This is a genomic window from Pseudomonas sp. JY-Q (genome assembly GCF_001655295.1).
In the GTDB taxonomy this organism is placed as follows: domain Bacteria; phylum Pseudomonadota; class Gammaproteobacteria; order Pseudomonadales; family Pseudomonadaceae; genus Aquipseudomonas; species Aquipseudomonas alloputida.
On the sequence record NZ_CP011525.1, the window covers coordinates 2884313 to 2898274 of the forward strand.

Consider the following 13962-nt stretch of genomic DNA (forward strand, 5'->3'; position numbering starts at 1 on the left):
GCAGGAGCCTGCTATGTCCAGCGCATTCACGATCATGCCATCGCCCGTCGGCATGCTGACCCTTGTGGCCCGTGGCAATTGCCTGGCAGCCGTATTGTGGGAAGAGGAGCGGGAAAACCGCGTACGCCTGGGCGCACTGCACCGGGACGACCAGTGCCCGGTACTGCGGGAAACCGCTCGTCAGCTGGGCGAGTACTTTGACGGCAAGCGCCAGCGTTTCGAGCTGGCGCTGGACTTTGCCGGTACTGAGTTCCAGCGCCAGGTGTGGGCCGCATTGCTGGCGATACCGTTCGGCGAAACCCGCAGCTACAGCGATATTGCCCGGCAGCTCGGCAACCCCAGGGCGGTACGCGCGGTTGGCGCTGCCAATGGCCGCAACCCGATTTCGATCATCGCCCCCTGTCACCGGGTAATCGGCGCGTCGGGCAGCCTGACCGGCTTTGCTGGTGGCCTGGCGGCCAAGCAGTATCTGTTGGCGCTGGAAGGGCGGCAAAGCCTGGCGCTGGACCTGTAAGGCGTCAACCGAACCCGCTGGCGATCAGGCAGGCCAGCACGGCCAGCACCGAGCCGGCGATCAGGGTGTATTGCCGCCGGGCCTGACGTGCGCGGGGCTCGACCTCACGCAGGTACTCGCCGGGCGTAGGGGCATCGGGCCGATGGCGCAATCCCTCGGCCACATCGGCAAGTTGGCCCTGAATCAGCAAGCCGACCAGGCAGTAGGTGCTGGCGTAACTCAGTAACGCTAGAAACAGATAGATCATGCAAGGTACGGGGCCAAGGGCAGGGTGATCGCGCTGGCACTGTGGGTGTCGAGTACGATCAGCCCTTCACTGTGGTCATCCAGGCTGGCCAGCAAGTGCCCCTGGCTGTCCCATGCTGCAGAACCGCCGGCACCGATGAAAGTGTCGGCCGGCCCCACGCAGTTGGCCATCAACACCGGCATGCCCAGCTCGCGTGCCACCTCTGGATAGTGCGCATATCCCTCGCGGATACCCTTGGCGGTTTTCGCAACGCTGACCAGGTACAGGTCGGCACCGCGCTCGCGGGCCACGGCGGCATGCGCCATGAACATCGATTCGTAGCAGATCGCTGGCGCCACCCGGTGCTCACCCACCTCCAGCAGCAATGCCTGATGACCTGGGGTGAAGTAAGGCAGCTCATCATCATGCAAGCGCTGCTTGGCATAGGCCTGGCGCGGCGCATCAGGGCAGAAGACGGGCATGCCGATACGTATGCCGTCGGGCGTTGGCAATGGCAGGCCCACGGCAACGGTAATGCCCAAGCGGTCGCAGGCTGCCTGCAGCGGGTCCAGGCGTGCGGAGGTGACGGGCAGGGCGGACTGGCGCGCCACACTCGGCTCATAGCCGGTCAGCGACAGCTCGGGGAACACCACCAGTTCGGCACCCAGGGCCGCAGCCTGCTCGATGCAAACCAGATGGCGCTGGAGGTTGCCTGGCAAATCGCCCTTGAGCGACGCCAGTTGTACGGCGCACAGTTTCATCAGAACCATTCCCTGGTGAAGATTGACGTGCCGAGCATACTATCGGCACCAACGCCTGTTCCAGTGAAGGGTTTTTCAGGCAGCCTGGGGTGCGCAGCAAAACGCCCCCCGACCTGCGCAGCCACGGTACCTTGTGCCATGCTGTCCAGTGACAGCGCCATGCGCACGGCCCGCGCAAAGGCGGGCAGGGTGCTACCAGCGGAGGAACACTGTAATGGCACGGTTTCGGCGGATGATCGCCAATATCCGGGGACGGGATCTGGCCGTGGGCGATATCCATGGCCACTTCCAGCGCCTGCAACAATGCCTGGATGCGGTAGGGTTCGATCCGGCGGTGGACCGCCTGTTCAGCGTGGGTGACCTGGTCGACCGTGGGCCGCACAGCGAGGCAGCGCTGGACTGGCTGGCCCAGCCTTGGTTCCATGCCGTCCAGGGCAATCATGAGGCCTTGGCAATCACCCGCGTGCGCGGTGGGCGGCTCGACCTGGGCATGTACCGCGCCGCCGGGGGGGGCTGGTTCCTCGACTTGCCGCGGCGCGAGCAACTGCGTTTCGTGGAGCGGTTCGAGCAGTTGCCGATTGCCATGGAAGTGGAGAGTGCGGACGGGCTGGTAGGCCTGCTGCATGCCGACAGCCCGTTTGCCGACTGGGCAGTCTTACGCTCCTGGCTGGAGCTGGATGACGACCCTGAGGTGCGCCAAGTGTGCCAGTGGTCGCGTCGGCGCCTGAAAGAGGGTGACACCCAACCGGTGCAGGGCCTGCGAGCCCTGCTGGTCGGCCACACCCCGGTGCTGGAGGCCAAGCTGCTGGGCAATGTGTGGCACTTGGACACGGGGGGCTGGGCCAGCGGCCATTTCACCTTGGTCGACATGCGCACCTTGCAACGGGTCAGCCCAGAGCCAGATGCAGCAACAACGCCCCCGCCAACATCACCAGCATGACCCCCGAGGCCCGCTCCAGCCACGCCAGGCTGCGGGCGAATCGTCGCAGTACCCGCTGGTTGCCGATGGCCACGGCAACCAGCAAGTCCCAGAGCAGGACGATGCTGAACATCCATAGGGCGTAGGCCGCTTTCCAGCCGGGGCTGACGCTGGCGACCATGCTGGCCAGGCTGGCATAGAACAGCGCGTTCTTGGGGTTGAGGATGCCGGACAAGAAGCCCATGCCCAAACTGCGCCACCAGCCATGAACCCGCTGGCTACCGGCGACTGTGCCCAGGCTGGTTTGCCCGGCATGGCGCAGGAACAGCACGCCGATGTACAGCAGGTAGCTGGCGCCGGCCAGTTGCAGGGTGGTGAACAGCAGGCTGCCCTGCTGCAGTACCGAAAGCCCGGTGAAGGCGATGACAATGAACGCGCCATTGGCCAGCGCTATGCCCAGGCAGGCGCCGCTGGCGATGCGCCAGCCGCTGTTGATCGCGTTGCGTGCGACCAGGAAAAAGTCCGGGCCAGGTGAGAGCAGGGCAAGAAAGTGGGCCAGGGCGATGATCATGAATTGTTGCATTGGGGGCGGCTCTGCGGAAAAACCGCAGTCTGCTGCCGGGCCCGTTCTGGCGTATTGAACAATATTGCACCTGCAGCAGCCTTCAGTTTCCGCGGTACTGCCCCGGCGTAACCCCCACATGGGCCTTGAACACCCGCTGGAAATGGCTCTGGTCAGCAAAGCCAAGCCGGTAGGCCACTTCCGCCAGGGCCAGCCCTTCACTCAACAGTTGCCGCCCGCGATTGACCCGGGCATTGAGCAGGTAGGCATGCGGGGTAAACCCGGTAGCCGCTCGAAACGCGCGGATCAGTTGATAGCGCCCAAGCCCGGCCTCCCGCGCCAACACCTCCAGGCTCAATTGCGCAGGGTCCTGGTGTTCGATGCGTGCAAGCAACCCGTTCAAGGTGGCGGCTTCCAGGGCGGGGGCCGCTGCCAGCGGTGGGTGCGCGGAAAAATCCAGGTCCCCCAGAAAGGCAATCAGCGCCGCATCTTTCTCGCCGTTGCAGGCACTGGAAAACAGCAACCTGTTCAGTGCGCAGAACTGCCGATACACCTCAGCCTCCCTGCAGATGCGCACCGGTTCGCCGGCTTCGATACCGCCAAGGCCCGACTCCAGGCGTAACTGCGTCAGCCAGTCGGCATCCACATGCAGCATCTGATAGCTCCAGGCCAGGCCGGGTGCCGGGTTGCAGGCATGCACGCGGTGGGCCGGGACCAGTACCAGGGTGCCGGGTGCCAGGTGTTGCTGGCCGTCGGCAGCCCCGGTGAAATGGCTGCGGCCAGCATCCACCGCACCGATGGAAAACGTCGGGTGGCTGTGGGCCTTGTAGCAGGCCCGGCTGTGGCAGGCGCGCCGGCTTTCGACATGTGCCAGGGCCGGGTCGCGCCACAGGATAGCGTGGGAACGGGGCATTACAGGCTCCTCGGTATTGTCGGCAGGGTAACAGGTGCCGCGCACCCGTACAGTTTTTATCGCTGGCTGTTACTTGACCGCAGGGCCCGGAACCCACCGAAATAGAGGGCTGTTGTCAGAGGAAAACGAGAATGGACCTTTCAAGCCTGCTGCTTTTCATCCCCGCCTGCTTCGCCTTGAACATGGCGCCTGGGCCCAACAACCTGTTGTCACTGCACAACGCCAGCCGTTACGGCCTGCGCACCGCCTGTGTGGCCGGCGCCGGCCGTATCCTTGCCTTCTGCGGCATGATCGCCCTGGCAGCGATGGGCCTGGCAGTGGTGTTGCATACCAGCGAATACCTGTTCCTGGCCATCAAGGTGGTGGGCGCGGCCTACCTGTTCTACATCGCCTGGCAACTGTGGCGCGCACCTGTGAGCGAGGCCGTGGTGGCAAGCGATCACCCAGGCGGCACTTGGCGCCTGGCGCGCCAGGAGTTCTGGGTGGCGGCCGGCAACCCCAAGGCCATCCTGATCTTCACCGCCTTCCTGCCGCAGTTCGTCTCGGTCGGTAGCAGCACCCCGGTGAGTGAGCAGTTCCTTTGGCTGGGTGTGTTGTTCCTGCTGCTGGAATGGGCGGCCATTGCCATCTACTCAGGCCTGGGCGCCTACATGCAGCGCTGGTTCAGCCAGCCCGGCCCACGCCGGATGTTCAACCGGGTCAGCGCTTCCTTGCTGGGTTGCGCGGGCCTCGGTCTGCTGGCTGCGCGCCGCTAGAACTGCCAGCGCACACCCAGGTTAACGCCGCTGGCTTCCTGCTGGCGGCTGTCCAGGTTGGCGGTGTACTGCACGCCGCCATGCAGGCTCAGCGCTTCGTTGACCTGCGCGACCACACCGCTTTCCAGTTGCACTGAGGTATAGCGGTAATCGGTCTTGATCTTGTCTGCGTCATCGAAGCTCAAGGTGTCGCGCCCACCGTCGCCGTGCCACAGGTTGACCTGCGCATAGGGCTGCAACAGGCGCCCGCTGCTCCCCGTGAACGCACCCTCCAGGCGCAGGCCCAAGCGGCCGGTCAGCTCGACCTGGGCGTCATGACGGATGCGCGAGACGCCGTCGCTGGCGCTGTCCAGCGCGACCTTTTGCGCAATCAGCTGAGCTTGCGGTTCCACGCGCCAGTGCTCGGACAGGGTGATGGGGTAGCCCGATTCCAGTGAAGCTGTCCAGGCGTGGCCGTCGAGGTTCAGCGTGTCGCCACGCTCGGAGCGGGCGCGGCCATCCAGGCGGGTGTATTGCAACACCGCGTCCAGGTACGCGCCCTGTGGCCCGACCAGCGTCCAGTAGGTGCCCACGCTGTCGCCATCGAGTTTCAGGTCGCCCACGCTGCGGTCGTGAACGGCCAGGGCAAACCCTTTGACGTCGGCGTCCAGGCGGCTATGGCTTACGTAGATACCGACATGCTGGCGGTAACCGTTCTCGCCAACCTTGGCATACAGGTCCTGGCCCACCTTGAAACCGTACAGGTCGCCATCCAGGCTCGGGCTGACCGTGCCGCTCCATTGCTGGCGCAGCGTGCCGCCGTAGGCTTGCCCCCAGCTGGCGGGCAGGGCGCTTTCACCCTGCAGTAACAGCTGGTCGCCCTGGCGTTGGTGGAAGGTGCCCAATACCTGACGGGCGATGATCGCGGCACCCCGCGGCGCTGCGGCATACACCGGGACCTCGGGGCGGTACAGCGGCAGGCTTTGGCCCTGCACCGGCGCAGGCAGCTCGGCCTGGCCGGGCGCTGGCGCAGCGACGGGCGGGGTGACGGCCGGGGCGATCACGGGCGGCTCGCCCGGTGCCGGCACAGGGGCTGGGGCGGGTGGCGCAACCAGCGTCGAGCGCAGGTACCAGCTGTTTTCACTGCCGGCAGTGACGCCCCCTTTGAACAGCCGATAGTCGTAGGCACCGGCCGATAGCCTTTGGGTCTGTACAAAGGCGGTGGCCGTGCTGGTGGCGCCGTCACGGGCTTCGACCACCTGGATGCCGTTCTGCGCAGTCGCCGCGCCTGCGCCGTTGAGGTTGTTGATGAGCACCTGGGTAGAGCCGGCGATGGCGCCGCGGCTGACCACCAGGCGATCGGAAGCAGCGCCATCGCCGGCCAGCACGCTGTTCAGGCGCAGGGTGCCGTTGTTGCCGGTGTAATCGCCCTCGATGCTCAAGCGGCCCATGGCATCATTGCCGGCGGTGAGGTCAAGTGTGCCTGCGTTGCTGATTGCGGCGCGCTGGCCAGGGGCAAACGCAGTGATCACCCCTTGGCGTGACGTGATGCGGCTGCTGGCGTCGAGGGCGAGGCTGCCCGTGCTGCTGTTGCTGTCGCCCAGTACCAGCGTGTCATCCAGTGCCAGCCGGCTGCCGTTGTTCAGTGCCACGCGCTCCCAATTCACATAGTGGGCACCGCCTGCCGGCTGGCTGGCATCGAACGTCAGGCTGTCGTTACCTTCGCCGCCGTCCAACGTGATACTCAGTACCTCGGGCGTAAGGCCTTTGAGCAGTGCCGTGTCATCACCTGGGCCGGCATCCACGCGCCCGACAATACGGCCTCCGTCCCAGGTGAAGCGGTCGTTGCCAGAGCTCAGCAACACATCGCCGCCAACCTGGCCACCGTGCACCAGCACCTGGTCGTCGCCACCGCTGACGCTGATGTTGCCACCGATGTTGCCCTCGAAGACTTCGATGTAGTCCTTGTCGAAGGCCGTGATGACATTCCGGTCGACGCTGCCGCCACGCATGATGAAGGTGTTCTCGTCCAGCCGCATGTTGACGTTGCCGATACGTCCGTCGTCCATTTCGGCATAGTCGCCGCTGTCGAACGTGCCCCTGATCCAGCCGCCGCTCATGTGAAAGGTGTCCAGGCCATCACCCTGGTTGAGGTTGCCTTCGATGACGCCGCCGCTCATGACGAAGTCATCGATGCCGGCGCCCTGGTTGACGTTGCCGCCGATGCTGCCAGAGCCCATGTCGATGCTGTCTTTGCCGGCGCCGAAAGTTACGTCGCCGGTAACGGCGCCGCTACCGGATGCCGGGAATACCAGGCGGTTATCGCCGCTGCTGTCCACCAACGCGGGTGCGGTGCCGCTGTCACAGGTGTAGGTGTCGTTACCCGGGCCGGGTGCGAAGGTGCAATTTGCTTGGGCGGGCGTGACCATGCCCAGCAGCGGGAGCGAACCCAGGGTCAGCATCAGGCGTAGACGCATCAGGAAAACCTCCATTCACCAGGGAAACCTGCGCACCACGCGTGGTGCACAGGGTTACCGGGGTTGTATAGAGGAGTGCGTCACGACCACAACTGGCAAAAATGTCAGGTGGCAAAGGGCTAGCGCGTTAGTCGCGGTAGAACGTTTGCACCAGGTGGTAGCCGAATTTGCTCTTGATCGGCCCGTGTACCACACGCAGAGGCTTCTTGAAGATCACCTGATCGATGGCGCCGACCATCTGCCCCGGGCGAATTTCGCCCAGGTCACCACCGCGCTTGCCCGATGGGCAAAGAGAGCACTTTTTGGCGAGCACGTCGAAAGCCTCACCGTTGGCGATGCGCTGCTTGAGCTTTTCGGCTTCGTCAGCGGTCTTGACCAGTATGTGGCGGGCTTGGGCTTTCATGGGCTACCTGTGCATCGGGGAAAAAGGCGGCATTATGCCTGATTGAGTCCTGTTGTAGCGATCGCGCCTAAATGGCCGCGATGAATGTCAGCTCTTCAGCTCTGCGCGATCACGAAACTGATCAAGCGCCTCCGGGTTGGCCAGGGCATCGGTGTTCTTAACCGGCAGCCCATGCACCACATCGCGAATCGCCAGTTCCACCAGCTTGCCACTGATGGTGCGCGGTATGTCGCTGACCTGGGCGATCACCGCCGGGACATGGCGGGGTGTGGTGTACTGGCGTATCACCTGGCGGATGTGCTGGCGCAGGGCTTCATCCAGCTGCAGGCCGTCGTGCAGGCGCACGAACAGCACCACCCGCACATCCCCGTTCCAGTCCTGGCCGATGGCCACGCTTTCCACGACCTGTTCGACTTTTTCCACCTGGCGGTAGATCTCCGCCGTGCCAATGCGCACGCCGCCCGGGTTGAGCACGGCGTCGGAGCGACCGTGGATCACCATGCCCCCGCTGGCACGCTGCTCGGCGTAGTCGCCTTGGGCCCACACCCCCGGAAACTGGCTGAAGTAAGCATCGTGGTAACGGCGACCGTCCGGGTCGTTCCAGAAACCGAGTGGCATCGAGGGGAAGTTGCGCGTGCACACCAGCTCACCTTTTTCGTCCACCACGGGCTGACCCTGCTCGTTCCACACCTCCACCGCCATACCCAGGCCCTTGCACTGGATTTCGCCACGACGCACAGGCAGGGTCGGGTTGCCCAGCACGAAGCAGGAGACAATGTCCGTGCCGCCCGACATGGACACGAGCCACAGGTCGGCCTTGATCTTGTCGTACACATAGTCATAGCTGTGCGGTGACAGCGGCGAACCGGTGGACAGCAACAGCCGCAGGCTGGTCAGGCAGTGGCTGGTGGCAGGTTCCAGGCCTGCCTGCTCCAGTGCCGCCAGGTACTTGGCGCTGGTACCGAAAGCGTGGATACCCTCGGCCTCTATCAGGTCCAGAAGGCGCCCGGGGCCTGGGTGGAACGGCGAGCCGTCGTACAGCACCAGCGTGGCACCCACCGCCAGGCCGCTGGCCAGCCAGTTCCACATCATCCAGCCGCAGGTGGTGTAGTAGAACAGCACGTCATCGGCCTTCAGGTCGTTGTGCAGGCCGTGTTCCTTGAGGTGCTGCAACAGCACGCCTCCGGCGCGATGGACAATGCACTTGGGGACGCCAGTGGTGCCACTGGAATAGAGGATGTACAGCGGGTGGTCGAACGGCAGCGGGGTGAAACGGGGCTCGCCGCCGGGCTGGAAGAAGTCATCCCACAGGCTGACGTTGGCTGCCTGGAATTCGTCGGCACGCGTGCCTTTGCGGGTATGGGGCACCACGATCAGTTGCTCCAGGCCAGGCAACTGCGCACACACCTGGTTGACCTTGGTCACCTGGTCGATGGCCTTGCCTGCATACTCGTAACCGGCGCAGACGATCAGCAGCTTGGGTTCGATCTGGCCGAAGCGGTCGATGATGCCGTGCACGCCGAACTCGGGCGAGGAGGTAGACCAGACCGCGCCAAGGCTGGTGCAGGCGAGCATGGCCACCAGTGTTTGCCAGGTGTTGGGCATGATGGCGGCTACCCGGTCGCCCGGGACGATACCTGCAGCCTTGAATGCCATTTGCAGCCCGGCCACCTGTGCGGCCAGTTCGGCATGGGTGAACACTTCGCGTTGGCCGTCTTCGCGCACGGCGACCACGGCCGGGCGGTCGTCGCGGCGGCGCAGCAGGTGTTCGGCAAAGTTCAGGGTGGCATTGGCGAACCACTGTGCATCGGGCATTTGCGGCCCTTCGCTGAGCACCTGGCTGGGCGGCGTATGCCAATGAACGTGGAAATACTCGGCCAGGGTTTGCCAGAAGGCGGGGCGCTGTTCGATGCTCCAGCCGTGCAGGGCCTGGTAGTCGTTGAGTTGCACGTTGTAGCGCAGGTTGACCCGGCGGCGGAAGGCATCCATCCGGCTGGCCTCGATCTGCGTTGTGGACGGGCGCCAGAGCACATCGTTCATGCCGAATCTCCTTTACCGGAACAAAACAGGCTCAGGGCAGGATCAGCCTTGTGGTGCGAAGAGGCTGACCCTGCAGAGAAAGGGGGCCTGCCTACTCTACTTTAGCCTTCTGCACATCCTGCGATGCCGACCACACGCGGTAACGCACTTCGACATCCTTGGGCACATACACCACCACCGGCAGCTTGCTGTTGTAGCGCAGCAGGAAGCCATCGCCGACCACCGGCACGAAGGCCTCGGTCTTCTTGCTGTCCGGGCAGGCCATCAGCGTGCTGGCCGGGCCGCTGACGTTGTCCAGGCGGTAGTAATTGTAGCCCCAGCCTTCCAGGGTGCGTGCTTCCAGGTTGCCGCCCAGGCGCTGACGATTGCAGTCGACCTGCAGCGTCTTGCCAGCCAGGATTTCCAGTTTATAGGCCGACTCGTCGGCCTGGGCCGGTAGGTGGATAACCTGCCGGGTGAAGCCTTTTTCCGCCTCGGGGTAGGGCGCGATGTCCTTCAGGCTGGCGGCCATCGCAGGTGCGGCGGCGGCCAGGCTCAGGGCCAGAATCGCGGTCATTGGGGTAGGGCGCATAAGGCCTCCTTGCTGATAAACGAATGCGGGACCGTTGCCAGGCCCAGGCCGCCCGTCACTGGGCCAACCAGCCACCGTCGACGTTCCAGGCGGCGCCGCGAACCTGGCTACCGGCCTCGCTGCACAGGAAGAGTACCAGCTCACCGAGGTGTTCGGGGGTGACGAAGGCCAGCGATGGTTGTTTTTCTGCCAGCAGATCGTGCTGCGCTTGCAGCCGATCGCCACCCTGGGCCGCACGATCGTCGATCTGCTTTTGCACCAGCGGTGTCAGCACCCAGCCCGGGCAAATGGCATTGCAGGTGACATGACTGGTGGCGGTTTCCAGGCCTACCACCTTGGTCAGGCCGACCACACCATGCTTGGCTGCCACGTAGGCTGCCTTGCCCATCGAGCCGACCAGGCCATGCACCGAAGCGATATTGATGATGCGCCCCCAGTTGCGCGTGCGCATGCCCGGCAGCGCCAGGCGTGTGCCATGGAATACGGCCGACAGGTTCAGGGCGATGATCTTGTCCCAGCTTTCTGGCGGGAACTGCTCAACCGGTGCCACATGCTGGATACCGGCGTTGTTGACCAGGATGTCGACGCCGCCGAATTCACGTTCGGCCAGGTTGAACAAGGCCTCGATCTGGATCACCTCCGACAGGTCGGCCGGGTGATGCACAACCTTCACCCCGTGCCGGGCCATTTCCGCCATGGCGGGGCCCGGGTCGCCAAAGCCGTTGAGCACGATGTTGGCGCCAGCCCGGGCCAATACCTGGGCGATGCCCAGGCCAATGCCGCTGGTGGAACCGGTGACGAGTGCAGTTTTGCCTTCAAGGGTCATGCCATGCTCCTTAGACGATGCCAGTGGCGTAGAACGTAGCGATCACCACGAACACCGCCAGGGTCTTGATCAGGGTAATACCAAAAATGTCCTTGTAGGCCTCGCGGTGGGTGAGGCCGGTCACCGCCAGCAAGGTGATCACCGCGCCGTTGTGCGGCAGGGTGTCCATGCCACCGCTGGCCATGGCGGCTACCCGGTGTAGCACTTCCAGCGGGATATCGGTCGCGTGGGCGGCGGCGATGAACGTGTCGCCCATGGCTGCCAAGGCGATGCTCATGCCGCCCGAAGCGGAGCCGGTGATGCCGGCCAGCAAGGTCACGGTGATGGCTTCGTTCACCAAGGGGTTGGGGATGCCGCGCAGGGCATCGGCCAGCACCAGAAAACCCGGCAGCGAGGCGATAACCGCGCCAAAGCCGTATTCCGAGGCGGTGTTCATGGCTGCCAGCAAGGCACCACCCACCGCGCTTTTGGTGCCTTCGGCCAGGCGTGTACGAATGGCGCCAAAGGCGCACACCAGGACCATCAGGATGCCCACCAGCAACGCGGCCTGCACAGCCCAGATGGCCGTCAGCTTGGTCACGTCGCTTTGTACCGGTGCGCTCATGCCTGGCAATTGCAGGCTGTGACTGGGGCCGTACCATTGTGGTATCCAGTGGGTGAACACCAGGTTCATCACCCCCACCAGTATCAGCGGCGACAGCGCCAGCCAGGGGTTGGGCAGGCTCAGGTCGGCAGCGGTTTCCGGTTCGTTGCGCAAGTCGGTGCCATAACCTTCACCGGCGCGCAGGGCCTTGTTGCGCTGGCGCTGCAGGTAGGCCATGCCGGTAAGGAACACGAACAGCGTGCCGATCAGGCCCAGCCACGGTGCGGCCCAGGCGGTGGTGTTGAAGAAGGTGCTGGGGATGATGTTCTGGATTTGTGGGGTGCCGGGCAGGGCGTCCATGGTGAACGAGAATGCGCCCAGGGCGATGGTGGCCGGGATCAGGCGTTTGGGGATGTTGCTCTGACGGAACATTTCGGCGGCGAACGGGTACACCGCGAACACCACCACGAACAGCGAAACACCGCCGTAAGTGAGCAGGGCACAGACCAGTACGATGACCAGCATCGCCTGGCGGGTGCCGAGCAGGCGGATGGCCGCGGCGACGATCGAGCGGGAGAAGCCGGACAGCTCGATCAGCTTGCCGAACACCGCGCCCAGCAGGAATACCGGGAAGTACAGTTTGATGAAACCGACCATTTTCTCCATGAACACCCCCGTGAACGCAGGGGCGACGGCAGCCGGGTCGGTGAGCAGCACAGCGCCGAGGGCGGCGATGGGGGCGAAGAGGATTACGCTGTAACCGCGGTAGGCGGCCAGCATCAGCAAGGCCAGAGCGGCGAGTGCGATGAGCACGGTCATCGGGGTGGGTCTCCTGGGTGAGTCTTGTTTTTATCGTTGAACAGGAGATAGCGGGAATCGTGCCAACTATGTAACTGGCTGATTTGTAAGGGTTAAAGGGTTTTGTTAGAAGTCTATGTCTACCTTCAGAGACGCCAGGGGCTGCGTTACAGCCCATCGCTGGCTTGCCTGTGATAAAGGGCGCACCTCTGGCGGCAATCTCAAATCAGAAACAAAAGTCTCCAATCAGAGACCAAGTGCCGCCATCTTCTTGTACAGCGTCGACCGCCCCAGACCTAAGGCTGCCGCGGCCTCTGGGACTTTTCCTCCCTGTTCGGCCAGCGCCCCGGCAATCAGGCCGCGTTCAAAGGCCTCGCACGCGTCACGGTAGCGCTGCCGGACGGGCGCTTCAGCCAGCGGGCTCAATGGCCCCAATGCCGCACGCAGGTCCGCCACCCCCAACCGGGGCTGATCCGCCAGCAGGGTCGCGCGCTCCAGCACATTGCGCAGCTCGCGAATGTTCCCCGGCCACGCATGCCTGGCCAGCAGTTGCTGCGCTTCAGCTTCCAGCTCGTACTGGCTGCCCAGCTCAGCCAATATGGCCTCGCACAGCGCGGGCAGGTCCTCAAGCCGTTGTCGCAACGGCGGGACTTCGATCGGCAGCACATTCAGCCGGTAATACAGGTCGGCGCGGAAGGCCCCGCGGGCCATGGCTGCCTGCAGGTCGATGGAGGTGGCGGCAATGATGCGCACATCGCTGCGCAGCATCTGGTTCGATCCTACCGGTTCGTATTCCTTTTCCTGCAACACCCGCAGCAGCTTGCTCTGCAGGGCCAGCGGCATGTCGCCGATCTCGTCGAGGAACAGCGTGCCGCCTTCGGCCAGTTGCAGCTTGCCGCTGCGGCCTTTGCGGTCAGCGCCGGTAAAGGCACCCGGCGCGGTGCCGAAGAATTCGGCTTCCAGCAACGTCTCGGGGATGGCGGCGCTGTTGATGCTGACAAAAGCTTTGTGTGCCCGTGCTGACGCTGCGTGAATGGCGTGGGCCAGCAGCTCCTTGCCGGTGCCGGTTTCGCCCAGCAGCAACACGGGCGAATCACTGCCGGCGCCACGCCGGGCGCGTCGCTTGGCTTCCAGGCTGGGCGCGCTGCTGCCTACGAACTGGGCGAAGCTGTATTTGGCCTGGCGGGCGCGCAGTTGCGAGCGGGTCGAGGCCAGTTCCTGCTGCATGCTGGCGTAGCGCTTGAGCAGCGGCGACAGGCTGCGCAGTTCGTCGAACAGGGCAAAGCCAATGGCGCCGATCAGCGCGCCCTGGTCATCGTGGATGGGCAGGCGCATGACCACCAACGGCTCGTTCGGCGTGTCGAGCATGTCCAGCAGGATGGGGCGGCCATTGCTCACCACGTCGCGCATCAGGCTGCCGGGGATCACTGTTTCGCACGGCTGGCCGATGGCACTGGCAGCGTCGGCCAGGCCAAAGCGCCGAGCGTAGCGTTCGTTCATCCAGACGATGCGTGCCTGGCGGTCGACGATCACCGTGCCTTCGCTGGACTGTTCGATGATCTCGAACAGCGAGCGGATCGCCAGTTGCCGTACCTGGGGGTAGTCCTTGAGGCTGTTGCTGTCGTGCATGGGTGA

14 protein-coding genes are annotated in these 13962 nt (G+C 64.4%); 3 read left to right on the forward strand and 11 right to left on the reverse strand.

The annotated features are described in order from the left end of the window. The first annotated feature begins 13 nt into the window (after window positions 1-13). On the forward strand, window positions 14-514 hold the full coding sequence (locus AA098_RS13125; protein ID WP_004576657.1) for a methylated-DNA--[protein]-cysteine S-methyltransferase: 501 nt from the start codon (window positions 14-16) through the stop codon (window positions 512-514). Between the two features lie 4 nt (window positions 515-518). Here the strand turns inward: AA098_RS13125 and AA098_RS13130 are convergent, their stop codons facing one another. Both AA098_RS13130 and AA098_RS13135 read right to left on the reverse strand, forming a co-directional pair. After that, window positions 519-761, reverse strand: a complete 243-nt coding sequence (locus AA098_RS13130; protein WP_014591082.1) for a hypothetical protein — start codon at window positions 759-761, stop codon at window positions 519-521. Continuing rightward, window positions 758-1501, reverse strand: a complete 744-nt coding sequence (locus AA098_RS13135) for a carbon-nitrogen hydrolase family protein (protein ID WP_064614338.1) — start codon at window positions 1499-1501, stop codon at window positions 758-760. The genes AA098_RS13130 and AA098_RS13135 overlap by 4 nt, the downstream gene beginning before the upstream one ends. 214 nt (window positions 1502-1715) lie before the next feature. On the opposite strand from AA098_RS13135, the gene AA098_RS13140 reads away from it, so the two are divergent. Then, window positions 1716-2441, forward strand: coding sequence for a serine/threonine protein phosphatase (locus AA098_RS13140; protein WP_029380652.1), 726 nt, complete (start codon window positions 1716-1718; stop codon window positions 2439-2441). Here AA098_RS13140 and AA098_RS13145 read toward each other — a convergent pair. Next, on the reverse strand, window positions 2389-3003 hold the full coding sequence (locus tag AA098_RS13145; RefSeq protein ID WP_064614340.1) for a LysE family translocator: 615 nt from the start codon (window positions 3001-3003) through the stop codon (window positions 2389-2391). The genes AA098_RS13140 and AA098_RS13145 overlap by 53 nt on opposite strands. A gap of 82 nt (window positions 3004-3085) precedes the next feature. Further along, a complete protein-coding gene (locus tag AA098_RS13150; protein ID WP_064614344.1) occupies window positions 3086-3895 on the reverse strand; it encodes an AraC family transcriptional regulator in 810 nt (269 codons plus the stop codon). Between the two features lie 131 nt (window positions 3896-4026). Between AA098_RS13150 and AA098_RS13155 the strand changes: the two genes are divergently transcribed. Further along, the gene (locus AA098_RS13155; protein WP_003248288.1) at window positions 4027-4650 is read left to right on the forward strand and encodes a LysE family translocator; all 624 of its coding nucleotides are present in this window, start codon (window positions 4027-4029) and stop codon (window positions 4648-4650) included. On the opposite strand, the gene AA098_RS13160 is transcribed toward AA098_RS13155, so the two are convergent. The 7 genes from AA098_RS13160 to AA098_RS13190 all read right to left on the reverse strand — a co-directional run bounded on the left by AA098_RS13160 (window position 4647) and on the right by AA098_RS13190 (window position 13956). Continuing rightward, complete coding sequence (locus AA098_RS13160) at window positions 4647-7121, reverse strand: autotransporter outer membrane beta-barrel domain-containing protein (protein ID WP_064614347.1); 2475 nt, start codon at window positions 7119-7121, stop codon at window positions 4647-4649. The genes AA098_RS13155 and AA098_RS13160 overlap by 4 nt on opposite strands. Before the next feature lie 112 nt (window positions 7122-7233). Next, window positions 7234-7509 (reverse strand): peptidylprolyl isomerase, encoded by a 276-nt coding sequence (locus AA098_RS13165; RefSeq protein ID WP_004576651.1) that lies wholly within the window; start codon window positions 7507-7509, stop codon window positions 7234-7236. 87 nt (window positions 7510-7596) lie between these two features. Further along, the gene (locus AA098_RS13170; RefSeq protein ID WP_064614350.1) at window positions 7597-9549 is read right to left on the reverse strand and encodes an acetoacetate--CoA ligase; all 1953 of its coding nucleotides are present in this window, start codon (window positions 9547-9549) and stop codon (window positions 7597-7599) included. A 91-nt stretch (window positions 9550-9640) separates the two neighbouring features. Next, window positions 9641-10120 (reverse strand): serine protease inhibitor ecotin, encoded by a 480-nt coding sequence (eco, locus tag AA098_RS13175; protein WP_019751711.1) that lies wholly within the window; start codon window positions 10118-10120, stop codon window positions 9641-9643. Between the two features lie 55 nt (window positions 10121-10175). Next, entirely contained in the window at window positions 10176-10946 is a 771-nt protein-coding gene (gene hbdH / locus AA098_RS13180) for a 3-hydroxybutyrate dehydrogenase (protein ID WP_060544984.1), read from the reverse strand. 10 nt (window positions 10947-10956) lie between these two features. Beyond that, on the reverse strand, window positions 10957-12348 hold the full coding sequence (locus AA098_RS13185) for a GntP family permease (RefSeq protein ID WP_064614352.1): 1392 nt from the start codon (window positions 12346-12348) through the stop codon (window positions 10957-10959). A 225-nt stretch (window positions 12349-12573) separates the two neighbouring features. Then, complete coding sequence (locus tag AA098_RS13190) at window positions 12574-13956, reverse strand: sigma-54-dependent Fis family transcriptional regulator (protein WP_003248302.1); 1383 nt, start codon at window positions 13954-13956, stop codon at window positions 12574-12576. Window positions 13957-13962: the final 6 nt, after the last annotated feature.